Origin of the sequence: Pseudomonas sp. sp1636 (assembly GCF_030376615.1) — a bacterium.
GTDB lineage: Bacteria > Pseudomonadota > Gammaproteobacteria > Pseudomonadales > Pseudomonadaceae > Aquipseudomonas.
Map to the genome: position 1 here is coordinate 69,024 of NZ_JARRAB010000001.1, position 14,007 is coordinate 83,030.

13 protein-coding genes are annotated in these 14,007 nt (G+C 66.2%); 6 read left to right on the top strand and 7 right to left on the bottom strand.

Annotated elements, in window-relative coordinates:
* Positions 1-88: 88 nt before the first annotated feature.
* Positions 89-592, bottom strand: a complete 504-nt coding sequence (locus P8H27_RS00325) for a phosphate-starvation-inducible protein PsiE (RefSeq protein WP_289634627.1) — start codon at positions 590-592, stop codon at positions 89-91.
* 197 nt (positions 593-789) lie between these two features.
* Positions 790-1,257 (bottom strand): aminoacyl-tRNA deacylase, encoded by a 468-nt coding sequence (locus tag P8H27_RS00330; RefSeq protein WP_289634628.1) that lies wholly within the window; start codon positions 1,255-1,257, stop codon positions 790-792.
* A gap of 304 nt (positions 1,258-1,561) precedes the next feature.
* Between P8H27_RS00330 and P8H27_RS00335 the strand changes: the two genes are divergently transcribed.
* Positions 1,562-1,825, top strand: coding sequence for a YebG family protein (locus P8H27_RS00335; RefSeq protein ID WP_289634629.1), 264 nt, complete (start codon positions 1,562-1,564; stop codon positions 1,823-1,825).
* A gap of 299 nt (positions 1,826-2,124) precedes the next feature.
* Here the strand turns inward: P8H27_RS00335 and P8H27_RS00340 are convergent, their stop codons facing one another.
* The gene (locus P8H27_RS00340; protein WP_289634630.1) at positions 2,125-2,439 is read right to left on the bottom strand and encodes a helix-turn-helix transcriptional regulator; all 315 of its coding nucleotides are present in this window, start codon (positions 2,437-2,439) and stop codon (positions 2,125-2,127) included.
* Between the two features lie 89 nt (positions 2,440-2,528).
* Between P8H27_RS00340 and soxC the strand changes: the two genes are divergently transcribed.
* Positions 2,529-3,812, top strand: coding sequence for a sulfite dehydrogenase (gene soxC, locus P8H27_RS00345; protein ID WP_289634631.1), 1,284 nt, complete (start codon positions 2,529-2,531; stop codon positions 3,810-3,812).
* Positions 3,805-4,365 (top strand): c-type cytochrome, encoded by a 561-nt coding sequence (locus tag P8H27_RS00350; RefSeq protein ID WP_289634632.1) that lies wholly within the window; start codon positions 3,805-3,807, stop codon positions 4,363-4,365. Before soxC ends, P8H27_RS00350 begins: the two co-directional genes overlap by 8 nt.
* 70 nt (positions 4,366-4,435) lie before the next feature.
* Here P8H27_RS00350 and P8H27_RS00355 read toward each other — a convergent pair whose 3' ends face one another.
* From P8H27_RS00355 to P8H27_RS00370, 4 genes are all read right to left on the bottom strand, one after another.
* Positions 4,436-5,545, bottom strand: a complete 1,110-nt coding sequence (locus P8H27_RS00355) for a dihydrolipoamide acetyltransferase family protein (protein ID WP_289634633.1) — start codon at positions 5,543-5,545, stop codon at positions 4,436-4,438.
* Positions 5,546-5,841: 296 nt separating this feature from the next.
* Positions 5,842-6,828 carry an alpha-ketoacid dehydrogenase subunit beta gene (locus P8H27_RS00360; RefSeq protein ID WP_289634634.1) on the bottom strand — a complete coding sequence of 329 codons (987 nt, stop codon included), beginning with the start codon at positions 6,826-6,828 and terminating at the stop codon, positions 5,842-5,844.
* Positions 6,821-7,915: a pyruvate dehydrogenase (acetyl-transferring) E1 component subunit alpha gene (pdhA, locus tag P8H27_RS00365; RefSeq protein WP_374761306.1), complete on the bottom strand. Its 1,095-nt coding sequence runs from the start codon at positions 7,913-7,915 to the stop codon at positions 6,821-6,823. The genes P8H27_RS00360 and pdhA overlap by 8 nt, the downstream gene beginning before the upstream one ends.
* Before the next feature lie 83 nt (positions 7,916-7,998).
* The gene (locus P8H27_RS00370; RefSeq protein WP_289634636.1) at positions 7,999-9,018 is read right to left on the bottom strand and encodes a Glu/Leu/Phe/Val dehydrogenase; all 1,020 of its coding nucleotides are present in this window, start codon (positions 9,016-9,018) and stop codon (positions 7,999-8,001) included.
* A 178-nt stretch (positions 9,019-9,196) separates the two neighbouring features.
* Here P8H27_RS00370 and P8H27_RS00375 point away from each other — a divergent pair, with 178 nt between their 5' ends.
* From P8H27_RS00375 to gcvP, 3 genes are all read left to right on the top strand, one after another.
* Positions 9,197-9,997 (top strand): SirB1 family protein, encoded by an 801-nt coding sequence (locus P8H27_RS00375; protein ID WP_289634637.1) that lies wholly within the window; start codon positions 9,197-9,199, stop codon positions 9,995-9,997.
* Positions 9,998-10,561: 564 nt separating this feature from the next.
* Entirely contained in the window at positions 10,562-10,945 is a 384-nt protein-coding gene (gcvH, locus tag P8H27_RS00380; protein ID WP_289634638.1) for a glycine cleavage system protein GcvH, read from the top strand.
* Positions 10,946-10,955: 10 nt separating this feature from the next.
* Complete coding sequence (gene gcvP, locus P8H27_RS00385; protein WP_289634639.1) at positions 10,956-13,817, top strand: aminomethyl-transferring glycine dehydrogenase; 2,862 nt, start codon at positions 10,956-10,958, stop codon at positions 13,815-13,817.
* Positions 13,818-14,007: the final 190 nt, after the last annotated feature.

Here is a 14,007-nt window from a genome sequence, read left to right on the forward strand (position 1 = left end):
ATGCAATCCGGGAGCGGTTTGTCGTCGATCTATTTTCCTGGATTGCATCCAGGCTACGGTTAGCGTGAAAGGCGCGCAGCGCTCGGCCTCACTGGTCGCTGCGGGTATCGTCTTTTTCCGCCGCGTCATCCGCCGGGTTGCGGCGCATGCGCGGCCCGTCGCTCTGTACCGCGGGGAACCGCGAGGAGGCGTAGCGCACCACCAGAATCGCCAAGGCCAGCAACAGAATGGCCCCGGACACCAGCACCACGCCCATGTCCGGGCGATGATGGTGCGAGACATCGGAAATCAACAGCCGGGTCAAGGCGGTGATCGCCACATAGATCAGGAAACGGATCGGCATGTGGTTGGTCTTGAAGTAGATCCCGACCATCGCGCCCAGTTCGAGGTAGATGAACAGCAGCAGAATATCGTCGACCGTGGTGTGGCCCTTCTCGACCATATCGCCGAACGCCATCACTGCCGCCCAGGCCGTAGCCCCGCCGATGGCGAACAGGGCCAGGTAATGGAAGCTCTCGACCAACAGGTTGCCGAGCGACTCGGCCAGGCCATGCAGGTTCTCACGCAGGCTCTCGGCCCAATTCAATTTCAAGATACCACTCCTCAGTCTTGGCCTGCCCGCCATGTTCGGCCGCGCAGACAAAGGTCGAATTATGCAGGACGGATGCCGGCCAGACGGCCGAGAACAGCGCTGTGCGGCAATAATACACAGCTACGCGCCAGCGAGCATGACGCCGGAGTGGAACCGCAGCGGACGGCACCGCAAACCATGCCGCCCCTTGGGTCAGGTTATTCGCTGATGGATCCGCACTGGGCGGTCGGCATGAGCCTGGCGAATTGCTTCGCGCTCATGTGCACCAAACCCTCGTGATCGCCCGACTCGAAGTACACCTCCTTCAGCCCGGTGAGCGCCTCGTCGATCAGGGTGTCCATCGCGAAGGCACTGCCCACCGGCGGAATCGCCCCGGTCGCGCAGTCGCTGAAGCGCGGGATGAACTCGTTCTCCCGCGCCAGGCGCCAGTGGCGCTTGGTCAGCTTGCGCACCTTGTTCAGGTCGACCTGGCGGGTCGCCGGAACCACCGCCATCAGCCAGTGGCCCTGGAAATCGTCGAGGATCACCGACTTGGCCATCAGGTGTGGCGGCACCCCGGCGCGGCGCGCGGCTTCGCGCGAGGTCATCGAGGGGTCGTGCTGGAGCGTGTCGTAGCGGCAATGCTGCTGTGACAGGTAATCTTGCAAACGGGTGGCCATGCTCATGATGCACCTCCTGCCGCTGGCCTGAGGAATGACGCCGCGAAGCTCGCATTTGCCGCGACGGGCGTGTCGTCTGGAATCCGGGGCTGAACCCCGTGCAAGCGGTCAACCCGAGGCTGCCACCCACTCTGCAAGTTTAGTGCATGGGGTCGTGCGCGCCGCCCCACCGGGCCAATCACGGATAACCGGCACACGCGCCGGGACGATTACCGCTGGCCAAACCGGAGCAAGTTCTTTATGCTCGCCACTACTGTATAAATGAACAGTTTTCTTGTAACCCATCAGCGTGAAGGCGTAGAGGTGATGAATGGCCGTCGAAGTGGTGTACCGCAGCAGCCGGGATCTGGAGCGTTTATTTATGGATAAAGCCGAAGCCGACCGTCATGACAAGATGCTCGAACTGGCCGAGCTGCTCACCGACGTATTGCAGAAAGCGGTGCCTTCGCTGAACGAGCAGCAAGGCGAAGAGCTCGGCATTTTCATGGCCAAGAACCGCGACATCTTCGCCAAGGCGTTCAAGAACCAGCCCGATGCGCTGAACGAGCTGGGGCAGGACGCGGCAGCGGAATAACCGCCGCCCCGACTCGGCAAGCAACCGGCGCGCGCTGCGCCTCAGCCGATGCCGCCCTGTTCGCCGCATTCACCGTCGATCGGCGCCAGCTTGGCCGGCTAGTCGATTACCTCAAATTCGCCGACTTGAGTCTTATCCGTGGGAGGCCCGACCTCGGGGCGAAGCCGTTGTCCTGCACCGCGCTCCCACAACTTGGCAGCCCTGCGGGCTGCATTCGCCGCGGGGCGCGGCCGCCTACAAGGCTGGGCACAGGCTTGAGTCCATGGAGAAACGGATTAATCGACCAGGCCACTAACGGCTCAGGTTCGGCGGTTGTCCTGGCAACATTCGGCCATGACGAACTGCAGGGCTTGCTGCAGCCGCGCGAAATCGACCCGGTTAAAAACCTCACGGCCGTCCCGCTCCTGGCGCAGCACGCCGGCCTGCGCCATGGTGTTGAGGTGATGGGCCAGGGTCGAGCGCGGAATGCCGATACGTTCCTGCAGCTGGCCGAAGTTGAGCCCGTCCGCACCGCTGCGAACCAGGGTGCGGAAGACTTGCAGGCGCACCGGATTAGCCAGCGCCTCTAGGCAAAGTGCGACATCGTTGAGTTCCATGGGGCGAAGGATAGACAAGCGGCGAAGTGCATGCAACTATATAACCGGTTTTCTAGTTATATAGTTATTTGGCTTTGGAGACGGCGCCTGCCGCCAGGGAACCCGCCATGCACAAATCAGCTCTGCGCTTCGTCGCCGGCAACGGCCTGCTCGACCGCCGCGCCTTTCTCAAGAGTGGCTACGGCCTGACGATCGCCACGGCCATCGGCCTCTCGCCCGCCGGCCGGGCACTGGCGCAAACCGAGCCGTCCATGCCGGCCTGGATGACCAGCCTGGGCGCTGGCGATAGCCCTTATGGCAGCCCCTCGCCGCATGAAAGCCAGGTGCTACGCCAGCCGCAGCCAAGCACGCCGCAGACGGCCGGTTTCAGCATCTGGCACTCGCCGTTGCAACACCAGCGCGGCATCATTACCCCCAGCGGCCTGCACTTCGCGGTGCACCACAACGGTATCCCGGCGATAGAACCGGAGCGCCATCGACTGCTGATCCACGGTCTGGTCGAACGCCCCCTGCAGTTCGACCTGGAACGGCTGATGCGCTACCCCATGGTTTCGCGCATCCAGTTCCTCGAATGCGCGGGCAATACCGCCGCCAACGCCCTCTCGCCCACCGCGCTCGATGGCGACTGTCGGGAGCTGTTCGGCCAGGTTTCCGGCTCGGAGTGGAGCGGCGTGCCCTTGTCCTACCTGCTGCACGAGGCCGGAGCGAAGAGCACGGCACGCTGGGTGATCTGCGAGGGCGCCGACGGCGGTTCGCACAGCCGCAGCCTGCCGCTGGCCAAACTGATGGACGACGCCATCATCGCCTTCTACCAGAACGGCGAGCGCCTGCGCCCCTCGCAGGGCTATCCGCTGCGGCTGTTCGTGCCTGGCTGGGAGGGCAACGTCAGCATCAAGTGGCTGCACCGGCTGGAGGTCAGCGACAGCCCGGCCTTCAGCAAGGACGAGTCGGGGCTCTATACCCGAATTCTCAGCGACGGCGATATCCTCGTGTTCGGCTTCCCGATGGAGGTCAAGTCGGTGATCACCCACCCGTCCGGCCAGCAGCGGCTACCCGAGCTCAAAGGCTTCTACGAAGTTTCCGGACTGGCCTGGTCCGGCCGCGGGCGGATCGCCAAGGTGGAGGTCTCCGCCGATAACGGCCGGAGCTGGGCGGCGGCGCAGTTACAGGGCCCGCGGCTGGACAAGTCACTGACCCGCTTCAGCATTCCCTGGCAGTGGAGCGGCGCGGCCACCACCCTGCTCAGCCGCGCCACTGACGAGCACGGCAACACCCAGCCGACCCGCAGCGAATGGCGCAGCCGCTACGCGGCCCACTCGTTCAACCACTACAACGCCATCCAGGCTTGGCGAGTGCAGCGCGACGGCAGCGTGGAGAACGTCTATGCGTAGCCTCTGCTACAGCGCCTGGCTGCTGCTCGCGCTTGGCACCGGTGCGGCGGCGCAACCACTGATCGGCCTCGGCCAACCCTTAGCGCCGGAGACCCTCCAGCGCTATGCCATCAGCGTCTTCCCCGATGGCCGCAACCTGCCCGCCGGTGCGGGTAGCGTGCACGCGGGCCGTGCGCTGTATGCCAGCCGCTGCGCGGGCTGCCATGGCGCCAAGGGCCGCGAGGGGCCGGCCGCACGCCTGGCCGGCAGCGACGGCTTCTTCAGCCTAGACGACCCGCTGCGCATCCTGCGCATCCGCGAGCAGCCGCTATTGCTCCTGTCGGTCGGCGGACTATGGCCCTACGCGACCACGATCTTCGACTACACCCGCCGGGCCATGCCGCACCATGCGCCCAAGAGCCTGAACCACGATCAGGTCTATGCCCTGAGCGCCTATATCCTCTACCTCAACGGCCTGCTGGAGGAGACCGCCGTGCTCGACCGCGATAGTTTGCCGAGGGTCGCAATGCCCGGCCGCGCGCGCCTGCGCTGGGCCGAGCAGACGCTGGAATAAGCGCCGCCGCGCTGTTCGTCCAGGATCCGTGAATGGGCCTGCGGCTACGCCCCTGCTTGGCCGCCGTGGCTCAGCCCTCGGCCTGTTCCAGCGCCTGCACCAGCGCCTTGAGAAAACGCGCGGCCTCGCCACCGGTGACCGCGCGGTGGTCGAAGGTCAGCGACAACGGCAGAATCGGGTGCACCACTACCTGGCCAGCCACCGCCACCGGCTCCTCGCGGATGCCGCCGGCGCCGATGATCGCCACCTGCGGCGGCATCACCACCGGGTTGGCGTAGCGGCCGAACAGGGTGCCGAAGTTGGACAGGGTCAGGGTCGCGCCCATCATTTCCTGGGGCGGAATCGAGCGCGCCTTGACGTCGGCGCGCAGGCGCGCAATTCCTTCCTTCAAGTCTTCGCCCGTGCGCGCGCCGACATTGCGCAGCACCGGTACGAACAGACCGTCCGCGGTATCCACGGCGATGCCCAAATCCAGCTGACTGTGCTGTTTTATCGACAGCGACTTGCCGTCGAACCAGCTATTGAGCAGCGGCTCGACCTGGCAGGCGGCGGCGATGGCCTGGGCCAGACGCACCAATGGATCGCGTGCCTGGGCCCAACGGTGCAGGTCGGCATCGCCGGCGATAAACACCGGCACCACCTCGGCATGCGCTCGCGCCATGTTGAGCGCCATGCTGCGCCGCACCCCGCGCAGCTTGTCGCCGCCGAACTTGTCGCGGGCGGACTGGGTAGCGGCTTCGACATCGCCACGGGTAATCAGGCCGGCGCTGCCGGAGCCGCGCAAACCACTCAGGTCGACGCCCAATTGGCGCGCCAGTTGACGCACCGCCGGGGTCGCGCGCGGCGCCAGATGTTCGCGGGTCGAAGGTGCGGCGCCGACGAAGAAACTATCCGCCTGCGCCTCGCCGCCGCCTTCCAGGCGACCGACCACGGTGCCCGCATCGGCCTCGCCTTCGTAGCCCAGCAGCGGCTCGCCGACATGCAGAATGTCGCCCTCGGCGCCGAAGCACTTGGCCACCACGCCGTCGTAGGGCGCCGGAATGTCGACGATGGCCTTGGCGGTTTCCACCGAGACCAGCAACTGGTCGGCTTTGACCGCATCGCCGGCCTTGATGTGCCACTCGACGATCTCGGCCTCCTGCAGGCCTTCGCCCAAGTCGGGCAGTTTGAAGTATTTCATGGCGTTCTCCCGATTCCACCGTTTTTGTTCGCTAGCCAAGTCGTAGTGGTTCTGAGCTCGCTGGCAATCGCGATCAAGGTCGCTTCTACAAGAGGGTGGCCGCTCATACACCGCCGTAAGGCAGAGCGTCACCGGCTGCGTTGCCACGCGGACGGCTCGACCTGGGAACGACCAACCAAGGCAGCTCCGTAGCCCGGATAAGCCTTGGCGCAATCCGGGAGCGATATCCGCTTTACAACCATGCCCCGGATTGCGCTGCGCTTATCCAGGCTACGCCCAGCAAGGGCCACGCAGGTTCAGGCGTACTCCAGCACCGTCGCGCAAGCGGCGAGAATGTCCTCGACGCCGGGAATATACAGTTGCTCCAGGCGGTACAGCGGCGGCGGAATATCCGGCGCGCTGACCCGCTGGATCGGCGCCTGCAAATCCAGCCAGGCACGCTCGTACAGGCTGGCGGCGATCTCCGCGCCGACCGCGCAACTCTTCGGCGCCTCGTGCACGATCACGCAGCGCCCGGTCTTGCGCACCGAGGCTTCGAGGGTGTCCAGATCCAGCGGCTTGACGCAGGCGACGTCGATCACCTCGGCGGACACCCCGCGTTCCTGCAGTTGCGCAGCCGCCTGCAGGGTCTCGTGGACGCTGGCGCCCCAACTGATCAGGCTCAGGTCGCTGCCCTCGCGCAGGGTGAAACAGCTGTCCAGCGGCAGGCGCTTGCCATCGTCGGCCAGCACCTGCGGGTTCATCCGGTAGAGCCGGGTGGGTTCGAGGAAGATCACCGGATCGGGGTCGTCGATGGCCGCCAACAGCAGGCCGTAGGCTCGCGCCGGCGAGGACGGGATGACCACGCGCAGGCCGGGAATCTGGGCGAACAACGCCTCGGTGCTTTCGCTGTGGTGTTCCGGCGCACGGATGCCGGCGCCCATCGGCGTGCGCAGCACCAGGGGGCAGCTCAGGCGCCCGCGGGTGCGGTTGCGCATACGGCTGGCATGCGACACCAATTGATCCAGGGCCGGGTAGATGAAGCCCATGAACTGGATTTCCAGTACCGGCTTCAAGCCTTGCGCGGCCATGCCGACCGCCAGACCGGCGATCATGGTCTCGGCCAGCGGCGTGTCGATCACCCGTTTGAAGCCGAAGGCCTCGCGCAGGCCGGCGGTGGCGCGAAACACCCCGCCGTTGACGCCGACATCCTCGCCCAGCACCACCACATCCAGGTCTTCGTACATGGCCCGGTGCAGGGCCAGGTTGACTGCCTCCAGCAGGGTCAGCTTGGCCTCACTCATGATGGGCCTCCTCACGCCGGGCGACGCGCTCCAGCAGCATGTCGCGCTGCTCGGCCAGGGCCACCGGCCAGCGCGCATAGACGTAGTCGAACAGCGAGTCGAGCGACTGCTTGCCGGCCTGTTCGAAGGCGTCCACCGCCTGTTGCACCAACCCTTGGCATTCGCCGATCAGCGCCTGCTCGCGGCCTTCATCCCACACGCCCTGGGCGGCGAGAAAGGCTTGCAGGCGCTTGACCGGCTCTTCCTGCCAGGCCTGCTTGACCTCCTCGGCACTGCGATAGCGGGTGGCGTCATCGGCGGTGGTGTGGTCGCCGAGGCGGTAACTGAGGCACTCCAGCAACACCGGCCCCTTGCCGTGACGGGCACGTTCCAAGGCCACCTGCATACGCTCGTACACGGCGATGATGTCGTTGCCGTCGACCTGCTCGCCGGGGAAACCGGCGCCTATGGCTTTCTGCGCCAGGGTCGGCGCGCCGCACTGGATGCGCCGCGGCACCGAGATTGCCCACTGGTTGTTGTTGACCACGAAGACCACCGGCAACTGCCAGGCGCCGGCGACATTCAGTGCCTCGAGGAAGTCGCCCTTGCTGGTGGCGCCATCGCCGCAGGTGGTGACGGCGACTCTATGCTCGCCGCGGATCTTCATCGCCGTGGCCACTCCGCAGGCGTGCAGGGCCTGGGTGGCGATCGGCACGCAGAGCGGGAAGTCCTGGGCCACCGCCGGGTCAAGATAAGCGCTGCCGCGCTCGTCGCCGCCCCAGTAGAGGAGGATTTCCTCCATCTTCACCCCGCGCATCACCTGCACCGCGGTGTCGCGGTAATAGGGCACCAGCACGTCCTCGGGCTTCATCAGCGCGCCTATGGCCACGCCTATGGCTTCCTGTCCGATGGTCGGGGCGTAGGTGCCGATGCGTCCGGTGCGTTGCAGGGCCACGGCCTTCTGGTCGAATAAGCGGGTCAGCACCATCTGCCGGTACAGACGGCTGAGCAGCTCGAAGTCGTCGGCCCACGCCGGCAAGGCAGCGAGCAGGCGGCCCTGCGGGTCGAGGTAACGGGTATAGGGAATCTCGGGATTGAGCGGGTTCATAGGCATTTCCTCGGCACCTTGTGGGTGTGCGAACAACGGCCGAGGCGGGTGGCGTCGACCGAAGCGGGCCAAGACAAACAGGCTCAGCCGTACAGCAAACGCTCGGCCAGGGCGTCGGCAACCCGCGCCGGCGAGCGCTTGTCGGCCTGGGCATGGGCGTAAATCTCGGTCAAGCGCAGGCTGATCTGCTTCAAGTGCGTGGTGATCGCCGCCGGGCTCTCGCCGCGGTGCCTGAGGGCGACGTAGATCAGCCCGCCGGAATTGATCACGTAATCCGGGGCGTAAAGAATCCCGCGCGCTTGCAGGGTGTCGGCGATATCGGCGCCGGCCAGTTGATTGTTGGCCGCTCCGGCCACGGCCGAGCAACGCAGCTGGCCGACCGTTTCGGCATTCAACACGCCCCCCAGGCCGCAGGGCGCGAGGATGTCGCAGGGGGTGGCGAGCAAGGCATCGCTGGCCACCGGATGAGCGCCCAGTTGTTCCACCGCCAGTTGCACCCGGCCGCCGTCCAGATCGCTGACCAGCAACTCGACGCCCGCCGCGTGCAGCTGCTCGGCCAATGCATAGCCGACGTGGCCAAGCCCCTGGACGGCCACGCGCAGGCCTTCCAGATCATCGCCGCCCAGGCGTGCCTGGGCCGTCGCGCGGATCCCGGCGAACACGCCCATGGCCGTGTGCGGCGACGGATCGCCCTCGCTGGTGGTGCTGGTGACGTGCTGGGTGTGCTGGGCGATGCAGTCCATGTCGGCGCTGGAGGTGCCACTGTCCATCGCCGTGATGTAGCGGCCATTGAGCGTCTCGATAAAGCGCCCGAAGGCTTCGAACAGGGCGCCACGGTTGTCCATATGCGCCGGGCGGATGATCACCGCCTTGCCGCCGCCCTGGGGCAGGCCGGCCAGGGCGGCCTTATAGCTCATGCTGCGGGCCAGGCGCACGGCATCATGGATTGCGCTCTGCTCGTCGGGATAAGCCAAGTAACGGCAGCCACCCAAGGCCGGGCCGAGTCGGGTGTTGTGGATGGCGATTATGGCCTTGAGGCCCGTGAGCGGATCCTGGGTGAGGTGCAGCGCCTCAAGCCGGGCGGCTTCCATCATGGCGAACATGCTGTGGCTCCCCTACTTCTGGTTATAGCCAGTATAGGTTGGCCCCCTGAAATCGCCCGGACGGGCCAACATAAGTACGCCGGGGAACACCGCCAAGCTGTATCAGCAACAGTTGCCAGCGCAACACTGGACGCCGTCCGGCAAGGCGGTTACAAACGAGTAACCTGCGGAGGTGACCATGAACCCACGCCAGTCCTGCTTTGCCTGCCTTGAGCGAGAGCCGCCCGCCCTCTTCGAGGCGGCGCTGTGGATTGCCGCCGAACACGACCCGACTCTGCAACCGGCCGAGGTGCTGCGTGAACTCAACGGGTTGCAGCTGCAGATCAGCCTCGATCTGCCCGCCTTACCGCCCCAGGAACTGGCGCAACCGCTGCTGCGGCGCCTGAGTGAACTGGACTTTCGCGAAGACGACAGCCCGCCACGCCCGCAGATCGCCTTGCTGCACAAGGTTGTCCAGCGCCGCCGCGGACAACCGCTGACGCTGGCATTAATTGCCCTGGAGCTGGCGCGGCGCCTGAACATCCCCTTGCAAGGGGTCAATTTCCCCGGGCATTTCCTGCTCCGGGTAGCAGGCGCCGACCACCTGCTCGACCCGTGCGGCGGCCGGCGCCTGTATACCCGCGACTGTCGCGAGCTGCTGATCCGCCACCAGGGCAGCCAGGCCGAACTCAGCGCCAGTCATATGCGGGCCTGCGATGAACGCAGCATGCTGCAACGGCTATCGCGCAACCTGCATCAGCTGCACCTGCGGGAAAAGGATTATCTGGCGGCCTTGAAGGATGCCGAACGCGTGTTGCTGCTGGGCGCGCCCACGGTGGCCGACCACCTGACTCGCGCCGAGCTGTACCAGCGCCTGGAGTGCCCCCAGGCCGAGCGTTTCGATGTGCAGCATGCCCTGCTGCTCTGCGACGACCCGGCGCAACGCATGCTGCTCGCCGAGCGCCTGCGCCAGCTCGCGACGCCGCCGGCCCTGCATTGATGCGCCCGGGCGGCGATCCGTTCGGCGCTTGGGGCGGTTTCGGAGCGCAGCGACAACCCGCCAGCGTTGCGCCACGCGGGCAGGCTGGCGGACTGCATGCCAGGGCTGATGCGCTGAGGAGCAAGACCGCAGCCGCCTTGACGGATGCGCCGCGACGCGGGCTCATGCCGCGCCACAGCCGGCGATCTTGCGCCGGCTGAGCTGCCGATAGCGAACGTCCGGCCCAGCCGACCGATCTCGGGGCATAGCCGAAGAATCGACCGTATCGCATTCAATACGGCGTAACGAAACACACACGGCAGCGACATAAACCTGCCAACCCGCGACATCAAAGGCTTTGCCTCCCCCTTTTCGCCCCCTCCCGGCACGAGCGTATCGAATACGCTACACACGGATTCGCGACAACTTCCCGGCACAAATCGTAAGCAATTGATTTTATTGATAAAAATAACAATGGCATCGCACTTGCTATGCTCTCTCCCCAGAGCGCTCGCTGCCCGGCACGAGCACCTTGATCATCGCCCAAACAAGAATCGGGCGAGTCTGACCACTTGAGGAATCCACATGAGCGAGTTGCGTTTTACTGTCGATCACGAATGGCTGCGTCAAGACGCCGATGGCCTGGTTACCGTTGGCATCACCGCTTACGCCCAAGAAGCACTGGGTGACGTGGTGTTCGTGCAGTTGCCGGACGCGCAGTCCTTCGCCGCAGGCGCCGAAGTCGCCGTGCTGGAGTCGGTCAAAGCCGCCAGCAACATCGCCATGCCCCTGGACGGCGAAATCGTCGAAGTGAACGCCGCGCTGGAAGCCAGCCCGGAGCTGGTCAACGAAGACCCGCTGGGCCAGGGCTGGTTCTTCCGCTTCCGCCCGGCCAATGCCGGCGCCGTTGCCGAGTTGCTCGATCAGGCCGGCTACGACCGCCTGCTCAAAGCCAATGACGACGCCTGAGGTGGCCGGCATGACTGACGCAATCGACCTGAGTACCGCCAACGAATTCATCGCTCGCCACATCGGCCCGCGGGACGCCGACGTCGCCGCCATGCTCGAGGTGCTCGGCTTTGAGTCGCTGGACGCGCTGATCGCCAGCGTGATCCCCGACAGCATCAAGGGCAGCAGCGTGCTGGAGCTGAGCGATGGCTTGAGCGAGGCCGACGCCCTGGCCAAGATCAAGGCCATCGCCGGCCAGAACCAGCAATTCACCACTTACATCGGCCAGGGCTACCACGGCACCCACACGCCGGCGCCGATCCTGCGCAACCTGCTGGAAAACCCGGCCTGGTACACCGCCTACACCCCCTACCAGCCGGAAATCTCCCAGGGCCGCCTGGAAGCGCTGCTGAACTTCCAGACCCTGATCAGCGACCTGTCCGGCCTGCCGATCGCCAACGCCTCGCTGCTCGACGAAGCCACCGCCGCCGCCGAGGCCATGACCTTCTGCAAGCGTCTGTCGAAGAACAAGGCCAGCAATGCCTTCTTCGCCTCGCAGCACTGCCACCCGCAGACCCTCGACGTGCTGCGCACCCGCGCCGAGCCCCTGGGCATCGAGGTAGTGGTCGGCGACGAACACGCCCTCGCTGACGCCGGCGCCTACTTCGGCGCCCTGCTGCAGTACCCGGCGAGCAACGGCGACATCTTCGACTACCGCGAACTGGTCGAGCGTTTCCACGCCGCCAATGCCCTGGTCGCGGTCTCCGCCGACCTGCTGGCCTTGACCCTGCTGACCCCGCCCGGCGAGTTCGGCGCCGACGTGGCCCTGGGCAGCGCCCAGCGCTTCGGCGTGCCGCTCGGTTTCGGCGGCCCGCACGCGGCCTATTTCGCCACCCGCGAAAGCTTCAAGCGCGACATGCCGGGGCGCCTGGTCGGGGTTTCGGTCGACCGCTTCGGCAAGCCGGCCCTGCGCCTGGCCATGCAGACCCGCGAGCAGCATATCCGCCGCGAGAAGGCCACCAGCAACATCTGCACCGCCCAGGTGCTGCTGGCCAACATCGCCAGCATGTACGCCGTGTACCACGGCCCCCAGGGCCTGACCCGCATCGCCAAGCGCGTGCACCAGCTGACCGCGATCCTCGCCCAGGGTCTGACCCAGCTGGGTTACAGCGTCGAGCAGACCAGCTTCTTCGACACCCTGACCCTGGCCACCGGCACGCGCACCGCGCAACTGCACCATCAGGCTCGCGCCATGGGCATCAACCTGCGTGAGATCGATGGCGAGCGCCTCGGCCTGTCGCTGGACGAAACCACCACCCCGGCCGCCGTCGAAGCGCTCTGGGCGGTATTCGCCGACGGCCAGGCGCTGCCGGCCTTCGCCGAACTGGCGAGCAGCGTCGCCGCGCGTCTGCCGCAAGACCTGCTGCGCCAGTCGGCGATCCTCGCCCACCCGGTATTCAACCGCTATCACTCGGAAACCGAGCTGATGCGCTACCTGCGCAAGCTGGCCGACAAGGACCTGGCACTGGATCGCAGCATGATTCCGCTGGGCTCCTGCACCATGAAGCTCAACGCCGCCAGCGAGATGATCCCGGTGACCTGGGCCGAGTTCGGCAACCTGCACCCCTTCGCCCCGAGCGAGCAGAGCCAGGGCTACCAGCAGCTGACCAGCGAACTGGAGGCCATGCTCTGCGCCGCCACCGGCTACGACGGCGTGTCCCTGCAGCCGAACGCCGGCTCCCAGGGCGAGTACGCCGGCCTGCTGGCGATTCGCGCCTACCACCGCAGCCGCGGCGACGAGCAGCGCGACATCTGCCTGATCCCGCAATCGGCCCACGGCACCAACCCGGCGACCGCCAGCATGGCCGGCATGCGCGTGGTGGTCACCGCCTGCGACAGCCTGGGCAACGTCGACATCGAAGACCTGCGGGCCAAGGCCATCGAGCACAAGGAGCGTCTGGCCGCGCTGATGATCACCTATCCGTCGACCCACGGCGTGTTCGAGGAAGGCATCCGCGAGATCGCCCAGATCGTCCACGACAACGGCGGCCAGGTGTACATCGACGGCGCCAACATGAACGCCATGGTCGGCCTCTGCGCCCCGGGCCAGTTCGGCGGCGACGTCTCGCACCTGAACCTGCACAAGACCTTCTGCATCCCCCACGGCGGCGGCGGCCCGGGCGTCGGCCCGATCGGCGTCAAGGCGCACCTGATCCCCTTCCTGCCCGGCCACGCCAACATGGCCCGCAAGGAAGGGGCAGTCAGCGCCGCACCCTTCGGCAGCGCCAGCATCCTGCCGATCACCTGGATGTACATCAGCATGATGGGTGGCGCAGGCCTCAAGCGCGCCTCGCAGCTGGCGATTCTCAACGCCAACTACATCGCCCGCCGTCTGGAAGAGCACTACCCGGTGCTCTACACCGGCAGCAACAGCCTGGTGGCCCATGAGTGCATCCTGGATTTGCGCCCGCTCAAGGACATCAGCGGCATCAGCGTCGACGACGTGGCCAAGCGCCTGATCGACTTCGGCTTCCACGCCCCGACCATGTCCTTCCCGGTGGCCGGCACCCTGATGATCGAGCCGACCGAGAGCGAGTCCAAGGAAGAGCTGGATCGCTTCTGCGACGCCATGATCGCCATCCGCGAGGAAATCCGCGCGGTGGAACGTGGCGACGTGACGGCCGACAGCAGCCCGCTGAAGAACGCACCGCACACCGCGGCCGAACTGGCCGGCGACTGGCCGCACAGCTACAGCCGCGAACAGGCGGTGTACCCGCTGGCCTCGCTGGTCGAAGCCAAGTACTGGCCGCCGGTGGGTCGGGTCGACAACGTGTTCGGCGACCGCAACCTGGTCTGCGCCTGCCCGTCCATCGAAGCCTACCAGGAGGCCTAACGGCCCCACCCGTAGCCCGGATTACCTCCGGGCTACGGGATCAAGGTCGCCGAGCTTTATCGGCGACCGCAACAGCGCTTGCAGGGGGGCGGCATGTTTCTTGTGTCGGCAAACCCAGGGTGCCTGCCGCCTCCCTGTAACAACTCATGGCGCCCACGCGCTAACCACTCACGAGCCAGCAATCCCATCG